Annotated in this window: 16 protein-coding genes and 1 pseudogene; 10 read left to right on the plus strand and 7 right to left on the minus strand. The window is 42.1% G+C overall.

Translation table 11 applies throughout. The features are described from left to right. Positions 1 to 220: 220 nt before the first annotated feature. From ACYQ5K_RS15280 to recG, 3 genes are read left to right on the plus strand one after another with little or no spacing between them, the layout of a single operon-like run. A complete protein-coding gene (locus ACYQ5K_RS15280; protein WP_173687587.1) occupies positions 221 to 580 on the plus strand; it encodes an Asp23/Gls24 family envelope stress response protein in 360 nt (119 codons plus the stop codon). A gap of 17 nt (positions 581 to 597) precedes the next feature. Next, entirely contained in the window at positions 598 to 2,265 is a 1,668-nt protein-coding gene (locus tag ACYQ5K_RS15285; protein ID WP_173687586.1) for a DAK2 domain-containing protein, read from the plus strand. A 4-nt stretch (positions 2,266 to 2,269) separates the two neighbouring features. Further along, complete coding sequence (gene recG / locus ACYQ5K_RS15290; protein WP_173687585.1) at positions 2,270 to 4,330, plus strand: ATP-dependent DNA helicase RecG; 2,061 nt, start codon at positions 2,270 to 2,272, stop codon at positions 4,328 to 4,330. Positions 4,331 to 4,369: 39 nt separating this feature from the next. Here recG and ACYQ5K_RS15295 read toward each other — a convergent pair whose 3' ends face one another. Then, on the minus strand, positions 4,370 to 5,593 hold the full coding sequence (locus ACYQ5K_RS15295; RefSeq protein ID WP_173687584.1) for a transglutaminase domain-containing protein: 1,224 nt from the start codon (positions 5,591 to 5,593) through the stop codon (positions 4,370 to 4,372). Between the two features lie 128 nt (positions 5,594 to 5,721). On the opposite strand from ACYQ5K_RS15295, the pseudogene ACYQ5K_RS15300 reads away from it, so the two are divergent. After that, positions 5,722 to 6,603 (plus strand): annotated as a pseudogene (locus tag ACYQ5K_RS15300) (carboxypeptidase-like regulatory domain-containing protein); the annotation flags it as partial. Positions 6,604 to 6,657: 54 nt separating this feature from the next. On the opposite strand, the gene ACYQ5K_RS15305 reads toward ACYQ5K_RS15300, so the two are convergent. From ACYQ5K_RS15305 to ACYQ5K_RS15330, 6 genes are all read right to left on the minus strand, one after another. Continuing rightward, positions 6,658 to 8,145 (minus strand): recombinase family protein, encoded by a 1,488-nt coding sequence (locus tag ACYQ5K_RS15305; protein WP_459777873.1) that lies wholly within the window; start codon positions 8,143 to 8,145, stop codon positions 6,658 to 6,660. 204 nt (positions 8,146 to 8,349) lie between these two features. Then, positions 8,350 to 9,084, minus strand: coding sequence for an FxLYD domain-containing protein (locus tag ACYQ5K_RS15310; RefSeq protein WP_173689407.1), 735 nt, complete (start codon positions 9,082 to 9,084; stop codon positions 8,350 to 8,352). 68 nt (positions 9,085 to 9,152) lie between these two features. After that, positions 9,153 to 9,650 (minus strand): hypothetical protein, encoded by a 498-nt coding sequence (locus tag ACYQ5K_RS15315; RefSeq protein WP_459777874.1) that lies wholly within the window; start codon positions 9,648 to 9,650, stop codon positions 9,153 to 9,155. A gap of 47 nt (positions 9,651 to 9,697) precedes the next feature. After that, positions 9,698 to 10,159, minus strand: coding sequence for an ImmA/IrrE family metallo-endopeptidase (locus ACYQ5K_RS15320; RefSeq protein WP_277286078.1), 462 nt, complete (start codon positions 10,157 to 10,159; stop codon positions 9,698 to 9,700). A gap of 19 nt (positions 10,160 to 10,178) precedes the next feature. Continuing rightward, positions 10,179 to 10,754 carry a hypothetical protein gene (locus ACYQ5K_RS15325; protein WP_055260619.1) on the minus strand — a complete coding sequence of 192 codons (576 nt, stop codon included), beginning with the start codon at positions 10,752 to 10,754 and terminating at the stop codon, positions 10,179 to 10,181. Between the two features lie 11 nt (positions 10,755 to 10,765). Then, a complete protein-coding gene (locus ACYQ5K_RS15330) occupies positions 10,766 to 11,248 on the minus strand; it encodes a helix-turn-helix domain-containing protein (protein ID WP_055260621.1) in 483 nt (160 codons plus the stop codon). A 130-nt stretch (positions 11,249 to 11,378) separates the two neighbouring features. Here ACYQ5K_RS15330 and ACYQ5K_RS15335 point away from each other — a divergent pair, with 130 nt between their 5' ends. The 6 genes from ACYQ5K_RS15335 to ACYQ5K_RS15360 all read left to right on the plus strand — a co-directional run bounded on the left by ACYQ5K_RS15335 (position 11,379) and on the right by ACYQ5K_RS15360 (position 13,305). Continuing rightward, the gene (locus tag ACYQ5K_RS15335; protein ID WP_055260623.1) at positions 11,379 to 11,579 is read left to right on the plus strand and encodes a transcriptional regulator; all 201 of its coding nucleotides are present in this window, start codon (positions 11,379 to 11,381) and stop codon (positions 11,577 to 11,579) included. Positions 11,580 to 11,606: 27 nt separating this feature from the next. Then, positions 11,607 to 12,308, plus strand: coding sequence for a BRO family protein (locus tag ACYQ5K_RS15340; protein ID WP_459777875.1), 702 nt, complete (start codon positions 11,607 to 11,609; stop codon positions 12,306 to 12,308). A 4-nt stretch (positions 12,309 to 12,312) separates the two neighbouring features. After that, a complete protein-coding gene (locus ACYQ5K_RS15345; protein WP_459777876.1) occupies positions 12,313 to 12,603 on the plus strand; it encodes a hypothetical protein in 291 nt (96 codons plus the stop codon). Positions 12,604 to 12,680: 77 nt separating this feature from the next. Then, a complete protein-coding gene (locus ACYQ5K_RS15350; protein ID WP_173825994.1) occupies positions 12,681 to 12,824 on the plus strand; it encodes a hypothetical protein in 144 nt (47 codons plus the stop codon). Between the two features lie 36 nt (positions 12,825 to 12,860). Further along, positions 12,861 to 13,097 carry a hypothetical protein gene (locus tag ACYQ5K_RS15355; protein ID WP_346997661.1) on the plus strand — a complete coding sequence of 79 codons (237 nt, stop codon included), beginning with the start codon at positions 12,861 to 12,863 and terminating at the stop codon, positions 13,095 to 13,097. Then, entirely contained in the window at positions 13,075 to 13,305 is a 231-nt protein-coding gene (locus ACYQ5K_RS15360) for a hypothetical protein (protein WP_459777877.1), read from the plus strand. Before ACYQ5K_RS15355 ends, ACYQ5K_RS15360 begins: the two co-directional genes overlap by 23 nt. Positions 13,306 to 13,321: the final 16 nt, after the last annotated feature.

Raw genomic sequence — 13,321 nt, forward strand, 5'->3', positions numbered from 1 at the left:
TGATGAGAACCGAAGCTTTTAAGCTTCGGTTTTTTGCGTATATGATGAGCCAAATACAAATCCGGATTTGTATTTGGCGAATGTACGACAGTGAGCTGTTAAGCGAGCTGCCGTACATTCAGGATGCATTGGTTGTAAAAGCATTGGAAATAGAGTATAATATTTTCAACGTTTAAAAATAGATTTATTGATATGAATTTTGAGAATTGGAGGATGGCATATGAAGGGAAGTATGAGTACTGATTTAGGAATCATCACGATCGATCCGGAAGTGATCGCAAAATATGCAGGATCTGTAGCAGTTGAATGTTTTGGAATTGTCGGTATGGCAGCTGTCAGCATGAAAGATGGTCTGGTAAAACTTTTGAAAAAAGAAAGCCTTACGAAGGGAATCCAGGTTGGAATCTCTGATGAGAATAAGATTACACTTAATTTTCATGTGATCGTAGCTTACGGAGTAAGTATTTCAGCAGTAACAGACAATCTGATCAGCAACGTGAAGTATAAAGTTGAAGAATTTACAGGTATGAGCGTCGATAAGATCAACATCTATATCGAAGGCGTCCGCGTGATCGACTAATTAAGGAGGAACTTGTTGTGGCAACAAAGAGTATCGATGTAGAACTGCTTGCGAAGATGTTTCTTGCAGGCGCACAGAATATAGAAGCAAAAAAGGAATATATCAATGAACTGAACGTGTTCCCTGTACCGGATGGTGATACAGGAACCAATATGTCTATGACAATTATGGCGGCAGCGAAAGAAGTAACTGCACTGGAAGGCATGGATATGGCTTCTCTTGCTAAGGCAATTTCATCCGGTTCTCTCCGTGGTGCAAGAGGTAACTCCGGTGTTATTCTTTCCCAGCTGCTTCGTGGATTCACAAAATCCATCAAGACGGAAAGTGAAATTGATGTACCTGCACTTGCAAGAGCAGCTGTACGTGCAAAAGAGACAGCGTATAAGGCTGTTATGAAGCCGAAGGAAGGTACGATTCTTACCGTTGCAAAAGGGGTGGCTGAAAAGGCTCAGACACTTGCAGAGGAGACAGATGATCTGGAAGAATTTCTTCCGAAGCTGATTGAAGAGGCAGAGACTGTTCTGGCAAAGACTCCGGATATGCTTCCGGTATTAAAGGAGGCAGGTGTTGTAGATTCCGGCGGACAGGGACTTCTGGAAGTACTGCGCGGGGCATATGATGCATTCCTCGGCAAAGAGATTGACTACAGTGCACTTGCACCGGCTTCTCCGGCTGTTAATGCAACAAAGGTTGAAACTGAGAGTACAGTGGATATCAAATTTGGATACTGTACCGAATTTATTATTCTCCTGGACAAAGAATTTACAGATAAGGATGAAGTAGAATTTAAGGCTTATCTGGAATCGATTGGTGATTCTATCGTATGTGTAGCTGATGAAGACGTTGTTAAGATCCATGTTCATACGAACGATCCGGGACTTGCAATCCAGAAAGCACTTACTTATGGACAGTTATCCCGCATGAAGATTGATAATATGCGTGAAGAGCATCAGGAAAAGCTGATCAAAGATGCAGAAAAGCTTGCAGCAGCCCAGAAAGAGAAAGAAAAAGCCAAAGAGCCACGTAAAAAAGTCGGATTTATTGCTGTTTCGATCGGAGAAGGATTAAATGAAATCTTCAAAGAACTTGGCGTGGACTACATTATCGAGGGTGGTCAGACCATGAACCCGAGTACGGAGGATATGCTGACAGCGATCGATCATGTAAATGCAGACTATATTTACATTCTTCCGAATAATAAGAATATTGTAATGGCTGCAAATCAGGCGCGTGATCTGACAGAAGACAAGGATATTATCGTAATTCCGACAAAGACCGTTCCGCAGGGAATCACAGCAGTTCTGAATTACAATGCAGAAGAAGATGTAGATACAAATGAAGAGACGATGCTGGAAGCAATCAAATGTGTAAAGACAGGTCAGGTAACTTATGCTGTCCGGGATACCCACATCGATGATAAAGAAATCCATGAAGGTGATATCATGGGAATTGGTGATGCAGGTATCCTTGCAGTTGGCAAGTCTGTCGATGGCACTACAAAGGACATGCTGGCACAGCTGGTAAATGATGATTCTGAACTGATCAGTCTCTATTATGGAGAAGAAGTTTCCGAAGAAGAAGCAGAAAAGCTGACAGCAGAGATTGAAGAATTATATCCGGATATGGACGTAGATGCACACATGGGCGGACAGCCGATTTACTACTATGTGCTGGCGGTAGAATAGGCTTATGAATGAGCAGTCAGAAATCCGTAACTTGAAAGGAATCGGGGCAAAAACCGAGGAACTGTTTCACAAGATGGGAATTTTTACCATCGGTGATCTGCTCCGTTATTATCCCAGAGGATATGATGTATATGAAGAGCCGGTAAGCGTAGGAGAGCTGGAAGAAGGAAAGATCAGCACGGTAAAAGGCGTGATATACGGAAGAGTACAGGTTGGAGGAGAAAAGCGTATGCAGATTACGACAGCATACGTAAAAGATCTGACTGGTACTTTGAAGGTGATCTGGTTTCGGATGCCATTTCTGCGCAATTCATTGAAGCCAGGAATGCCGGTTATCATAAGAGGACGGGTAGTTTCCAAAAAGGATCAGCTGATTATGGAGCATCCAGAGTTATTTTCACCACCGGAGAGTTACGATAAAAAGTGCGGAACTCTTCAGCCGATTTATCCGTTAACTGCCGGTATGACGAACAATGCAGTAGCAAAAGCGGTTAAAGGTGCGATGGAATATCTGGATCTCGTCTCCGATGATCTACCGAAAGATCTGCGCTTTCGATATCATCTGGCTGAGTATAACTATGCGATCCGCGGGATACATTTTCCATTGGATAAGGCAGAATTTTACCATGCAAGAGAGAGACTTGTATTTGAAGAATTTTTAATTTTCGTGCTTGCTCTTCGCAGGACGAGAGAGCGAAATGAGCGTGCAGAAAACGGATTTGTGATAAAAAGGCGGTCGGAAATCGACCGCTTTCTTGCAAATCTGCCATATGAACTGACCGGAGCACAGAAGAGAGTCTGGGAACAGATCCAGGAGGAGATGTGCGGAAAACTTGTGATGTCACGCCTGATCCAGGGGGATGTTGGCTCAGGTAAGACAATAGTAGCGCTTCTGGCTCTTCTTCTGGCGGCACTGAACGGTTATCAGGGCGCAATGATGGCTCCGACAGAAGTTCTGGCCAAGCAGCATTACGAATCAATCACAGAGATGCTGGAAGAGTATCAGATTCCGGTGAAAACAGAGCTTCTGACCGGGTCGATGACAGCAAAGGAAAAAAGGGAAGCTTATCAGAGGATTGCTGCGGGAGAAGTGCAGATTGTTCTGGGAACCCATGCACTGATCCAGGAGAAGGTGGAATACCAGAATCTGGCACTTGTTGTTACCGATGAACAGCACCGATTTGGTGTCCGTCAGAGAGAGGCACTTGCAGGAAAAGGACAAATTCCTCATATTCTTGTTATGAGTGCGACACCGATTCCTCGAACACTGGCAATCATTTTATATGGGGATCTGGATATTTCGGTGATTGATGAACTTCCGGCAAACCGTCTGCCAATCAAGAACTGTGTGGTAGATACCAGTTACCGGCCGACTGCCTACCGCTTTATGCAAAAGCAGGTCGCCGAAGGAAGACAGTGCTATGTGATCTGTCCGATGGTAGAAGAGAGTGAGGCAATGGATGCGGAGAATGTCCTTGACTATGCACAGCTTCTTCAAAGTGAGATGGGTGACCAGATCCGGATCGCTGCGCTTCATGGGCGGATGAAACAGGCAGAAAAAGACGAGATCATGGGAGCATTTGCAAAGAATGAGATTCAGATCCTGGTGTCAACAACAGTTATCGAGGTTGGCATCAATGTGCCGAATGCCACGGTGATCATGGTGGAGAATGCTGAGCGTTTTGGACTGGCACAGCTTCATCAGCTCCGCGGGCGCGTAGGACGTGGCAGACATCAGTCCTATTGTATTTTTATGAGTGGTTCGAAGACGAAAGAGACAAAAAAGCGACTTGAGATCCTGAACAAATCCAATGATGGATTTTTTATTGCGAATGAAGATCTGAAGCTTCGGGGACCAGGAGACCTTTTTGGAATCCGGCAGAGCGGACTGATGGATTTCCGGATCGGAGATGTGTTCCAGGATTCGGAGCTTCTGAAAAAAGCAGGGGAAGCAGCGGGTGAAATCCTGAGTGATGATCCACTGTTAGAAGGCGAAAAATATAAACTGCTGGGTGAAAAGCTTGCGGCTTACATTTCGGGAAGCAATCTGGAAACGACGCTGTAGATAAAAAGATAGTGGGCAATTGTTCTGCCCACTATCTTTTTATTCATAAAACCAGTAAATAATAAATTTGTTAAGGGATGCTTCTTCACTGTATGAATAAGAAACCTGCCAAAGTCCATACAGCTCACCCAGGTATCCTGCACCTTGTTCCATGAGGTTTTCGTGCATTTCATCCACAACCTGCTGATAGACTGCATCATCTGACATTTTAAATATCGTATAAGCCTCCTGGTGCTCAATCGATCTGTCGATCACTTCCCGCAGCATATCAGGCTCATAGGTATCATAATACATGCCGTTCAGCTGATAATAGTTCAGATCTTCAGACTGACATGCCGGATATAAATAGTCCGTGCTGATCGTATGTGTTTTTTTAAGCTCTTTTTCACTGCAGCAGAGATAATCGTAAGCAATCAGGTTCGGTATCTGATAGCCATTAGCTTCGCCGAGAAATATCGGATCTCCCCAGGTTGCATCTACATAATAATACTGACCATTGCACTGAACAATATTCCATGCATGGTCTGCGACACCTCCATTTGGATCTGTAGTCTGTCCGGTTACATAGATACAGGAAATACCCAGTTGCTGCAGCAGATACTGGCAGCTTTTTGCATAGCCGGCACAAACCGATCTTTTTCCGACAAGAGCACTGTAAATGTTCTGGTTATCCGGTGCATCAAGATCATAATCTACGTTATCTATGAGATAGGTGTAAATGTATTTGATCTTTTCATATTCATCTGAAAGGTCTGAAATGCCAGAAAGACAGGTGTCTCTTGCCGATTCAATCTCCTGATTCCGTTGTTCTTTTTCTTCTCCCTCATAAAGATAATTGGGTTCTATTACTACATATCGGCTCTGTCCTTCAGACTGAGAATATTCTGTGGAAGTTGCATTTCCATCACACCAGAAAATTTCCGGTCTGTCATTTAACACATTCTGAAATACTTCATTTGCAGTATCCGCGTTGCTGCAATGCAGATAAATTTCTTTTTTATTTTCCTGGATACCCTGAAGAATTTCCCGATAAACCGTTTGCTCTTCATCAGAAAGCTGTTCATAGTAGAATTCTCCGGTGACCTCTGCATCCGTAATTTTTTCCTGTTCGTAAGGAACTTTTTCCCGCGCGGAACTCTCTGCCTTCGGATTGGCTGACATTTGTCTGCCGATCAGGATTCCTCCGGATATAAGACAGAGACAGCCAAGCCCCAAAAGAATGAACGAAAAAATTTTTCCGGTTTGATGCCTCTTTTTTCGCATAATCTATTCAATTCCTCCAAATACTCATCTGTATGTTTCATCATAACATACCCTTCATTTTTGCACAACAAGGATATTTTTTGCATATAGTGTTTCTGACAGTATAAAAAGCCTTGAGGATATCAGCTATGAGATTTTTGAAAGCCATGCAGACTTCTGACCGGGGGAAGTTGCAGATACAGATTACTTCGTCTATTGATTCTTTTCCCGTTCCAGATGCGTCAATCCGTATTTCCTATACAGGTATTCCGGAAACCCCCCTGGAAGAACTGACAACCGACAGCTCCGGACAAAGTGAAACCATTGAGCTTGACGCACCGCCTGTGGAGTATAGCCTGGATGTGACAAATGAAGAACAGCCATATGCGGAATATACCCTGGAAGTAAACGCTCCGGGATTCGAGCCGGTCAGCATCGCAGGAACGGAGATACTGGCCGGTGTGACGGCAATTCAGAAGATTCGTCTGCGTCCACTTGTCCCGGAAGACCAGACCCCGGAAATCTTTGTGATTCCTGCACATACTCTGTACGGTGTGTATCCGCCGAAAATCCCGGAAAATGAGATTAAACCAGTAAACGAAACCGGTGAGATTGTGCTAAGCAGAGTTGTCGTGCCGGAATACATCGTTGTGCACAATGGCTCACCACGCGATTCTACCGCACAGAATTATTATGTAAAATATAAAGATTATATCAAAAATGTTGCTTCCAGTGAAATCTATGCAACCTGGCCGGAAAATACGATCCGGGCAAATGTACTGGCAATCATGTCTTTTACGCTGAACCGGGTTTACACCGAATGGTATCGCAATCAGGGCTATGATTTCACAATTACATCTTCTACGGCTTTTGATCACAAATGGATTCCGGAACGTAATGTTTTTGACTCCATTTCTACAGTGGTGGACGAACTGTTTGCAGATTATCTTTCCAGACCGAATGTAAGGCAGCCGATTCTGACACAATACTGTGACGGAAGACAGGTTCAGTGTCCGAACTGGATGACCAAATTGTTACAACCTATAAAGTAGCCGGAAAGCCCGTAAATACGAGGGTTTCCGGCATTATGAGTGGTATAAAAAGAAATGAATTTTCAGAGTATCGGATTCCCGATCGTAAACAATCTTATCTATAATCTGCTTTAAAGCTTCATTTTTCTGGACAAGAGAGTAAGAATCAGAAACCAGAATATCATGGACGGAGCTTACCCGATCCAGCATTTTAGGAGTAGGATCATCCAGAATCTTATCCGGCGTATTTTCTTCCAGCTCTGCAAGCTGCCGTTCCAGAGAGTCTCTTTCTTTGGCAATCAGAGCTTTATTTTCTTTATATTCTTCCAGTGTATCAATACCCTCTCTGTATGACGCACGTATCCTGTCCTCTTTGCCTTTCAAACTGGCAAGGCGTTCACTTATAAGGGTACGCTCATTAGAAAGCTCCTGTGGGCGAATTTCGCGCATTTCATAAACAATCGAATTGGAACCAAGAGCTTCTTCTAATGCTTTCAGGACTTCTTTTTCGATCACCAGAGAGCTTACACCGTGTGGTTTATCGCATTTTCCTTTGCTGTATCCGTAGCAGGAGAAGTACGCATACTTTTCCCCGTTGGCACGCTTCATGGTCGTAGCGGTCAGTGTGCGCCCGCATACCGGGCATTTCAGCAGTCCGGACAGCCAGTGCTTATATGTAGAAGAGGGGCGCTTTCCAACCGGTTTATAGATCTTTTTCAGGCGTTCCTGGGCGGCATCGAAGAGTTCTTTACTTATAATCGCCTCCTGCATTCCGTCAGCAATGATCCACTCGTCCTGGTCTTTGATCCGGTTGGTGGCGTTTTCTATCCGGTTCCATCGGATCATACCGCAGTAGGATGGATTTTGAATAATATATTCGATACTGCGCCGTTCAAAAGCTTTCCCGTGGGATGTTTTCAGTCCGAGAGAGTTCAGATGTCGGGCAATATCAAAGAAACTCATTTTCCCATTTACATATTTATCAAAGATCATACGGACAATTGCAGCTTCTTCCGGAACGATAACCGGAGGCTTGCCACGTTCTATAACTTTATAGCCAAGTGGCGGTCTTGCCTGGTATGCACCGCGGGTGGCGTTTTCTTTCATGCCACGGAATACCTCGCCGGATAAGCGAATGGAGTAGTATTCATCCATCCACTCTATGATACGTTCGATCAGAGAGCCGAACGGACCGTCTGCCAGTGGCTCGGAGATACTGATCACATCTACATTATGTTGCTTCTTTAAAAGAGATTTATACACAATGGACTCTTCCTGATTCCGGGCGAACCGACTGAATTTCCATACCAGGATGCAGTCAACCGGATGATCCGGACCTTTGGCCAGACCAATCATTTCTTGAAATCCTGGGCGTTTATCCGCTTTTCTTCCAGAGATACCGAGATCCGTGAAGATCTTCAAGATTACAATATTATTTTTGGCTGCATAATCCCGGAGGAGATGCTCCTGGGAATCCGGAGAGATTTCTTCCTGATCGTGGGTGGATACACGGATATATCCGTATGCATATTTTAGGCTCATTGTATCAGCTCCTTTGTATTTTATGTAAAAAAGGGTACAAAAATAACAGCCCGAGAACTTTTGTTCTCTTGCGTGGCTGCTCCGAAGATGATACAATATTATTTGGAAATTGGGTATCTCTTCGGAGTACTTAATAGAGAAACATATTGGCGTATGTTTCATCGCTCGACCGTTCCTGTTGGCGCAGGAGCGGTTTTTATTTATTTACCAGCCTTGTACGGAAATAACGTATTCGTCATGTTCTGGAAGGTTGTATTCGGATAGTTCAAAAGGTTTTGTTGTGCCAGCTGTCATGTTGTCTACATAAGTAGTATCTCCATAAACGATGGAACCATTGCTTTTCAACAGGACAGTGACGGCAACCATGTCAATATCGGAATCACTGTTATTTGCAACTTCTCCGGTATAAGAAACAGCGCCATAATCCTGAACTATTTCACTTGTATTGGAAACCGAGAATGAAGATACCGGAATGATTCCCGATGTATCCCCAGGAACGAAAGTTCCAGAGTGAATCGAAAATTCTACAGTGGCAGGCACCTTTCCGTTACAGTCGATAACACTTCCAAAAGAAATAGTGTCGTTTGGCGCGATATAGAAGAGTGTCTGATCAGAAGTTCCAACAATAGAACCATCCTCTCCTTTGGCTGTGATGGTTAAAACCGGAAGCTGCATCGCCCAATCAGCATTTGGATTGTTTAAAGTTACGCCATAATAAGCATAGACATCGCCCATTCCATCATCACTGATATAGTACCCACTTTCTGCAATAGATGCTTCCTGCTTTTCGGCCTCTTTCTTCTCTTCTTTTTTCTGCGATACAGAATTACTGTTTGAAGTTTTCTGCGAACTAGAGTCACTTGCAGAAGAACCTCCACACGCAGTAAAAGATGTTGCCATAACTCCAGCCAACATTAGTGCTACAATTTTTCTTCTCATAAAGTTTGTCCTCCTTCTTATGGAATGTAGTATTTATATAATCACAAAAGCGCGGTCATATATTAAAATTAGTCTGTTTCGCTAAGTGCTATAGTTTTTGTTATTCCGGAAACTGTTACCTGATAGGTAATCTGTTTGCTTGAATCAGAATAAGAAAACTCTTTTGTATCATCCAGAGAAGCAAGAAGAGCGGAATCGGTTGCTTCTTTGTCTCTGGTAGATGTCCAAGTATATTCTTCAGAATATTCTGTAGGAGCAGTATAGGTTCCAACCCAGTAAACAGCAGTCGTGTTTCCTTCATCCATGATCCAGTTTATTGTGATGGTATCCTCTGTAATATCTGCCTGCATCCAAGTACCGTCATCATCTTTGTACTCCCATTTTCCAGTAAGCACAACAGGTTCTTTGACTTCTTCCTTTGCTTCCTCTTTTGGAGTTTCGGTAGATGCTTCTGTCTTCTTGGATGATTCCTTTGCTTCTTTTGATGAAGCGGAGCTATTGCCGCAGGCTGTAAATGACAGTGCCATGCTTCCAATCAGAATCAATGCTACAAGTTTCTTTTTCATAATTTTTCCTCCTCATAAAAAGTGTTTCTATATAATCGCATATGCGGTTATACCAATTTCATCACAGACAACTGTGGTATAAAATACACCACATAATTATCTACCCGTTTACAAATCCCGTACTTATTCCGGTAACATTCAATACATTCTTCCAGAAATTCTTCTGTCACTTCCAGGTATTCAGCGATTTCAAACCGGTTCTGGCAGCCATGCTCAAAGGCTCGTACCAGTCCGATCAGACCGATCTGCTTGTTGTACGCCCAGAGTCTTGCCTGACGTTCCTGTTTTCGGTTGGCAGCAGATGTCATATCAAGAATATTGCCAACGGAAGTGTAGTGGTGTCCGAGTTCTTCGGCAAGGACACAGGATTTTTCTGTGGTTGTAGTAATATCCTGCCGGATTGCAATTCGACTACCTTTGATTCGACCATTATTATATTTTAGAGGTTTTTCTTTTACTGTGAGACCAATATCGCTGGCCTCATCTAAAAGTGCTTCATAAGTGTTTATTGCTAACACCCCCTAAAGATCAATTTTTCTTTTTCAAAGTATAATTTTCTTTTATAAAATATCCATTACCGCCCTGCCAACAATAGATTTCGACTTTGCCAATACTACCATCCGCAAGATAATATATCCGTCCATGTATAGTTTTCCCTGTTTTTGAAGATTCGCGTTTCCAAACCTCATCCGAAGATAATGGGGCAATTCTCATACTTAGAGGAAATTTAGCGGGTTTACCACTCTTGGTAGTAGGAGAACAAAACAAACAGCAAAAGTCATCGTGTCCAGATTTCATGCCTTCAGATGAAAATCGAGCAGTTGCAACATCAATACTGAAACGAGAAAAAATTTTATCCGTTTTGGCATGTTCTTTGATTATACTATTGATTTTTTTCAAGTCCTCTCTTGCCTTATTAAGATTTATTCCTTCAATGAGATAACACGGATCGGAATTAGGAGTATGTTTATAAACTTTAATGTTTGTAAAATCATATCCTATATTAGGGAAGAGCTTCATATCTTCGACAGTCACAGTTTTAACAGCAGGAACAGTAGGTTTTGGCTTTGGTACTTCTTTTTTGAAAAAATTGAAAAATCCCATAAATTATCTCCTTAAAAATTATCATCATCCATAACATCATTATCTGATGTATCTGTTCCTTCAGGAATATTTATATCTGTACGTGTGTGCGCAGCATTAAGTTGTGGACTTGTTTGCATTTCCTGAAGTGATAGCAACTGAGTAGTGTATTTGTCAATATCCTTTCGGTTTATTTCGTGTAAGTGTAAATAATTTTTAAAATGTTCTTTTTCGGAAGGTGAAAAATCTTTTATGCTATCAATTATATCTTCCAAATTATCATTGATAAAAGCATTTGCAATATCACCATCACTAACAGTCCATCCCATCAGATACGCTGGAGAAACGTTGCCGAGATGAGCAGCAGCCTCTATTTTGTCAGAGGGAATATTTGTAATGATATTATTTTCATACTTATATAGTGTTTGTTTGGATACATTTATTTTGTCAGCAAAATCAACCTGACTCATTCCTAGTTTGTTCCTAATTTCTTTTATACGTTCACCAACAGTCATGTTTAGTTCCTCCTTTATGAAGTAACTTTATAATAGCACAAAAATGTTGTAATTGCAATAAAAAATATCTTGACAAGTTACCGAAATGTGATATACTAAGAGTAACTTAAAAAGATACGGAGGTGAAAGTGTGATAAAGACAAATGAACTGAGAGGGATAATTGCTAAAAATGGATTATCTCAAACAGATGTTGCCAAAATGATAGGCGTTACGCCAAAAACATTTTATGAAAAGATGAAAAATGGTGTTTTTGGTAGTGATGAGATTCAAATTATGATTGATGAACTACATATAGATGATCCAATGCCTATTTTTTTTGCACATGAGTAACTTTCGAAGATACTAAAGGAGGCGTAAATGAAAGAATTACAAATTTTCAATTCAGAAGAGTTCGGGGAAATCCGAACAGTACAACTTAATAATGAAACATATTTTGTAGGAAAAGACGTGGCAACAGCACTTGGTTATGCAAATCCTAAAAATGCAGTTCCAACTCATGTAAGTGAGGAAGATAAGCTGAGTACCCAAATCGAGTACGCAGGTCAGAGAAGAGAAGTAACGGTCATCAACGAGTCTGGCTTATATGCTTTAATCTTCGGAAGTAAGCTGGAGTCAGCTAAGAGATTCAAACGCTGGGTGACAAGCGAGGTGCTTCCAGCTATCAGAAAGACTGGTTCTTATCAGAAGCCGCTTACACCACAGGAGATGTTGCGTATTCAGCTTGGTATGATCGATAACCACGAAGACAGAATCGCTGATCTTGAGCAGAATATGACTATTGATTACGGTCAGCAGATGGCGCTTGGCGATACAGTCAGCAGAGTGGTTATTGATGCACTTGGCGGGAAAGAAAGTAATGCCTATAAAGAAATCAGTAAAAAGGTATTTGCGGAATGCAACAGAGATTTGAAACATTACTTTAATGTCAATGCGAGAAATAATGTTCCAAAAAAGAAATTCGATGAAGCTGTGCAGTATGTAAAGAATTGGCAGCCGTGTACAAATACAAGGATTATGATTCAAGAATACAACGCCCAGTTATCTATGGAGTGTGATTAAAATTATGAATCAAGATGTAGGCGAGACACAAATCGCAAGAAAGCTTGTTAATCAGTATCCAGAGCTATCTGACCGCATTAGTTTCCGAGGACTGCAAAAGTTAGCACGGAGAGCATTGCTTAGGGGATATTCAGAGAAAATGGTAATATTCGGGTTAGATACGGTTATCAAAAAAAACTATAAGCGAGACGAATATCACGGAAATGATGCGCTTGATGAGAAACGCTTCATATTGGACGCCGAGTTTCGATCCGTTATGAAAGGACAGGATGAGACAAAAATATTGTGGTGTTAAAGGGAAATAAGAAGAATTCAACAGGGTAAATCAACAAGTACAACCAGCATCGCATAGTTTAAAGAGAGGTGGTGGATTTGCAACATATTTTTATTGCAGAAATTGATGGAAAAGAAATTGACATGGCAACCATGATGCCGGAGGAAAAGCAAAAGGCAGTCATGGAAATGACCAGAAAGTTTGTAGAGCATTTTGGGTACCAGCAGGAGAAAACCGCGTAAGCGGAACCAGTTGGACAAGCAAAGGAGGGATAAGAGATGTTTTACAAGATCGCAAAGACACTTAGCGTAACGGCAAGCATTACCGGAATCTTGATGATGGCTGGTGCGTGCTCAGTGAAAAGTCAGGAGCTGTTTTACTTATATGCAGCACTTGGAATCACAACACTTACTACTGGAGCATTTGCACTGGAATATTTCCGGATACGGGAATGGCAGTACCGGAAAAGGAAAATAAGGGAGGCGAGAGAGCATGCCAGAAGAGAAGCAGCGTAAGAGCATGAGAACGTCAGAGATTGATAAGATGATCAACAAACTGCAGTCGCTGGAAAGGGTTGACGGTACATCCGAGTATTACAAGAATAATGCGATTGCATACTTGTCGGATCTGGCAAATCATTTGGATAGGATAGGCGTAAAGACAATAAAAATGCGCCCGGAAGTTGCAGCTTCCAGTGGCGCACATAACAAAAAACTCAACTAAATTATAGGAAAGTCGG

This window comes from Allocoprococcus similis (genome assembly GCF_054660775.1).

Excerpts from the sequence above, each read along its gene's own strand:
- ACYQ5K_RS15315 (WP_459777874.1), bottom strand. The coding sequence starts at position 9,650 with ATGAAAAAGAAACTTGTAGCATTGATTCTGATTGGAAGCATGGCACTG.
- ACYQ5K_RS15310 (WP_173689407.1), bottom strand. The coding sequence starts at position 9,084 with ATGAGAAGAAAAATTGTAGCACTAATGTTGGCTGGAGTTATGGCAACA.
- ACYQ5K_RS15305 (WP_459777873.1), bottom strand. The coding sequence starts at position 8,145 with ATGAGCCTAAAATATGCATACGGATATATCCGTGTATCCACCCACGAT.
- recG (WP_173687585.1), top strand. The coding sequence starts at position 2,270 with ATGAATGAGCAGTCAGAAATCCGTAACTTGAAAGGAATCGGGGCAAAA.
- ACYQ5K_RS15360 (WP_459777877.1), top strand. The coding sequence starts at position 13,075 with ATGCCAGAAGAGAAGCAGCGTAAGAGCATGAGAACGTCAGAGATTGAT.
- ACYQ5K_RS15325 (WP_055260619.1), bottom strand. The coding sequence starts at position 10,754 with ATGGGATTTTTCAATTTTTTCAAAAAAGAAGTACCAAAGCCAAAACCT.
- ACYQ5K_RS15355 (WP_346997661.1), top strand. The coding sequence starts at position 12,861 with ATGTTTTACAAGATCGCAAAGACACTTAGCGTAACGGCAAGCATTACC.
- ACYQ5K_RS15295 (WP_173687584.1), bottom strand. The coding sequence starts at position 5,593 with ATGCGAAAAAAGAGGCATCAAACCGGAAAAATTTTTTCGTTCATTCTT.
- ACYQ5K_RS15340 (WP_459777875.1), top strand. The coding sequence starts at position 11,607 with ATGAAAGAATTACAAATTTTCAATTCAGAAGAGTTCGGGGAAATCCGA.
- ACYQ5K_RS15280 (WP_173687587.1), top strand. The coding sequence starts at position 221 with ATGAAGGGAAGTATGAGTACTGATTTAGGAATCATCACGATCGATCCG.
- ACYQ5K_RS15330 (WP_055260621.1), bottom strand. The coding sequence starts at position 11,248 with ATGACTGTTGGTGAACGTATAAAAGAAATTAGGAACAAACTAGGAATG.
- ACYQ5K_RS15345 (WP_459777876.1), top strand. The coding sequence starts at position 12,313 with ATGAATCAAGATGTAGGCGAGACACAAATCGCAAGAAAGCTTGTTAAT.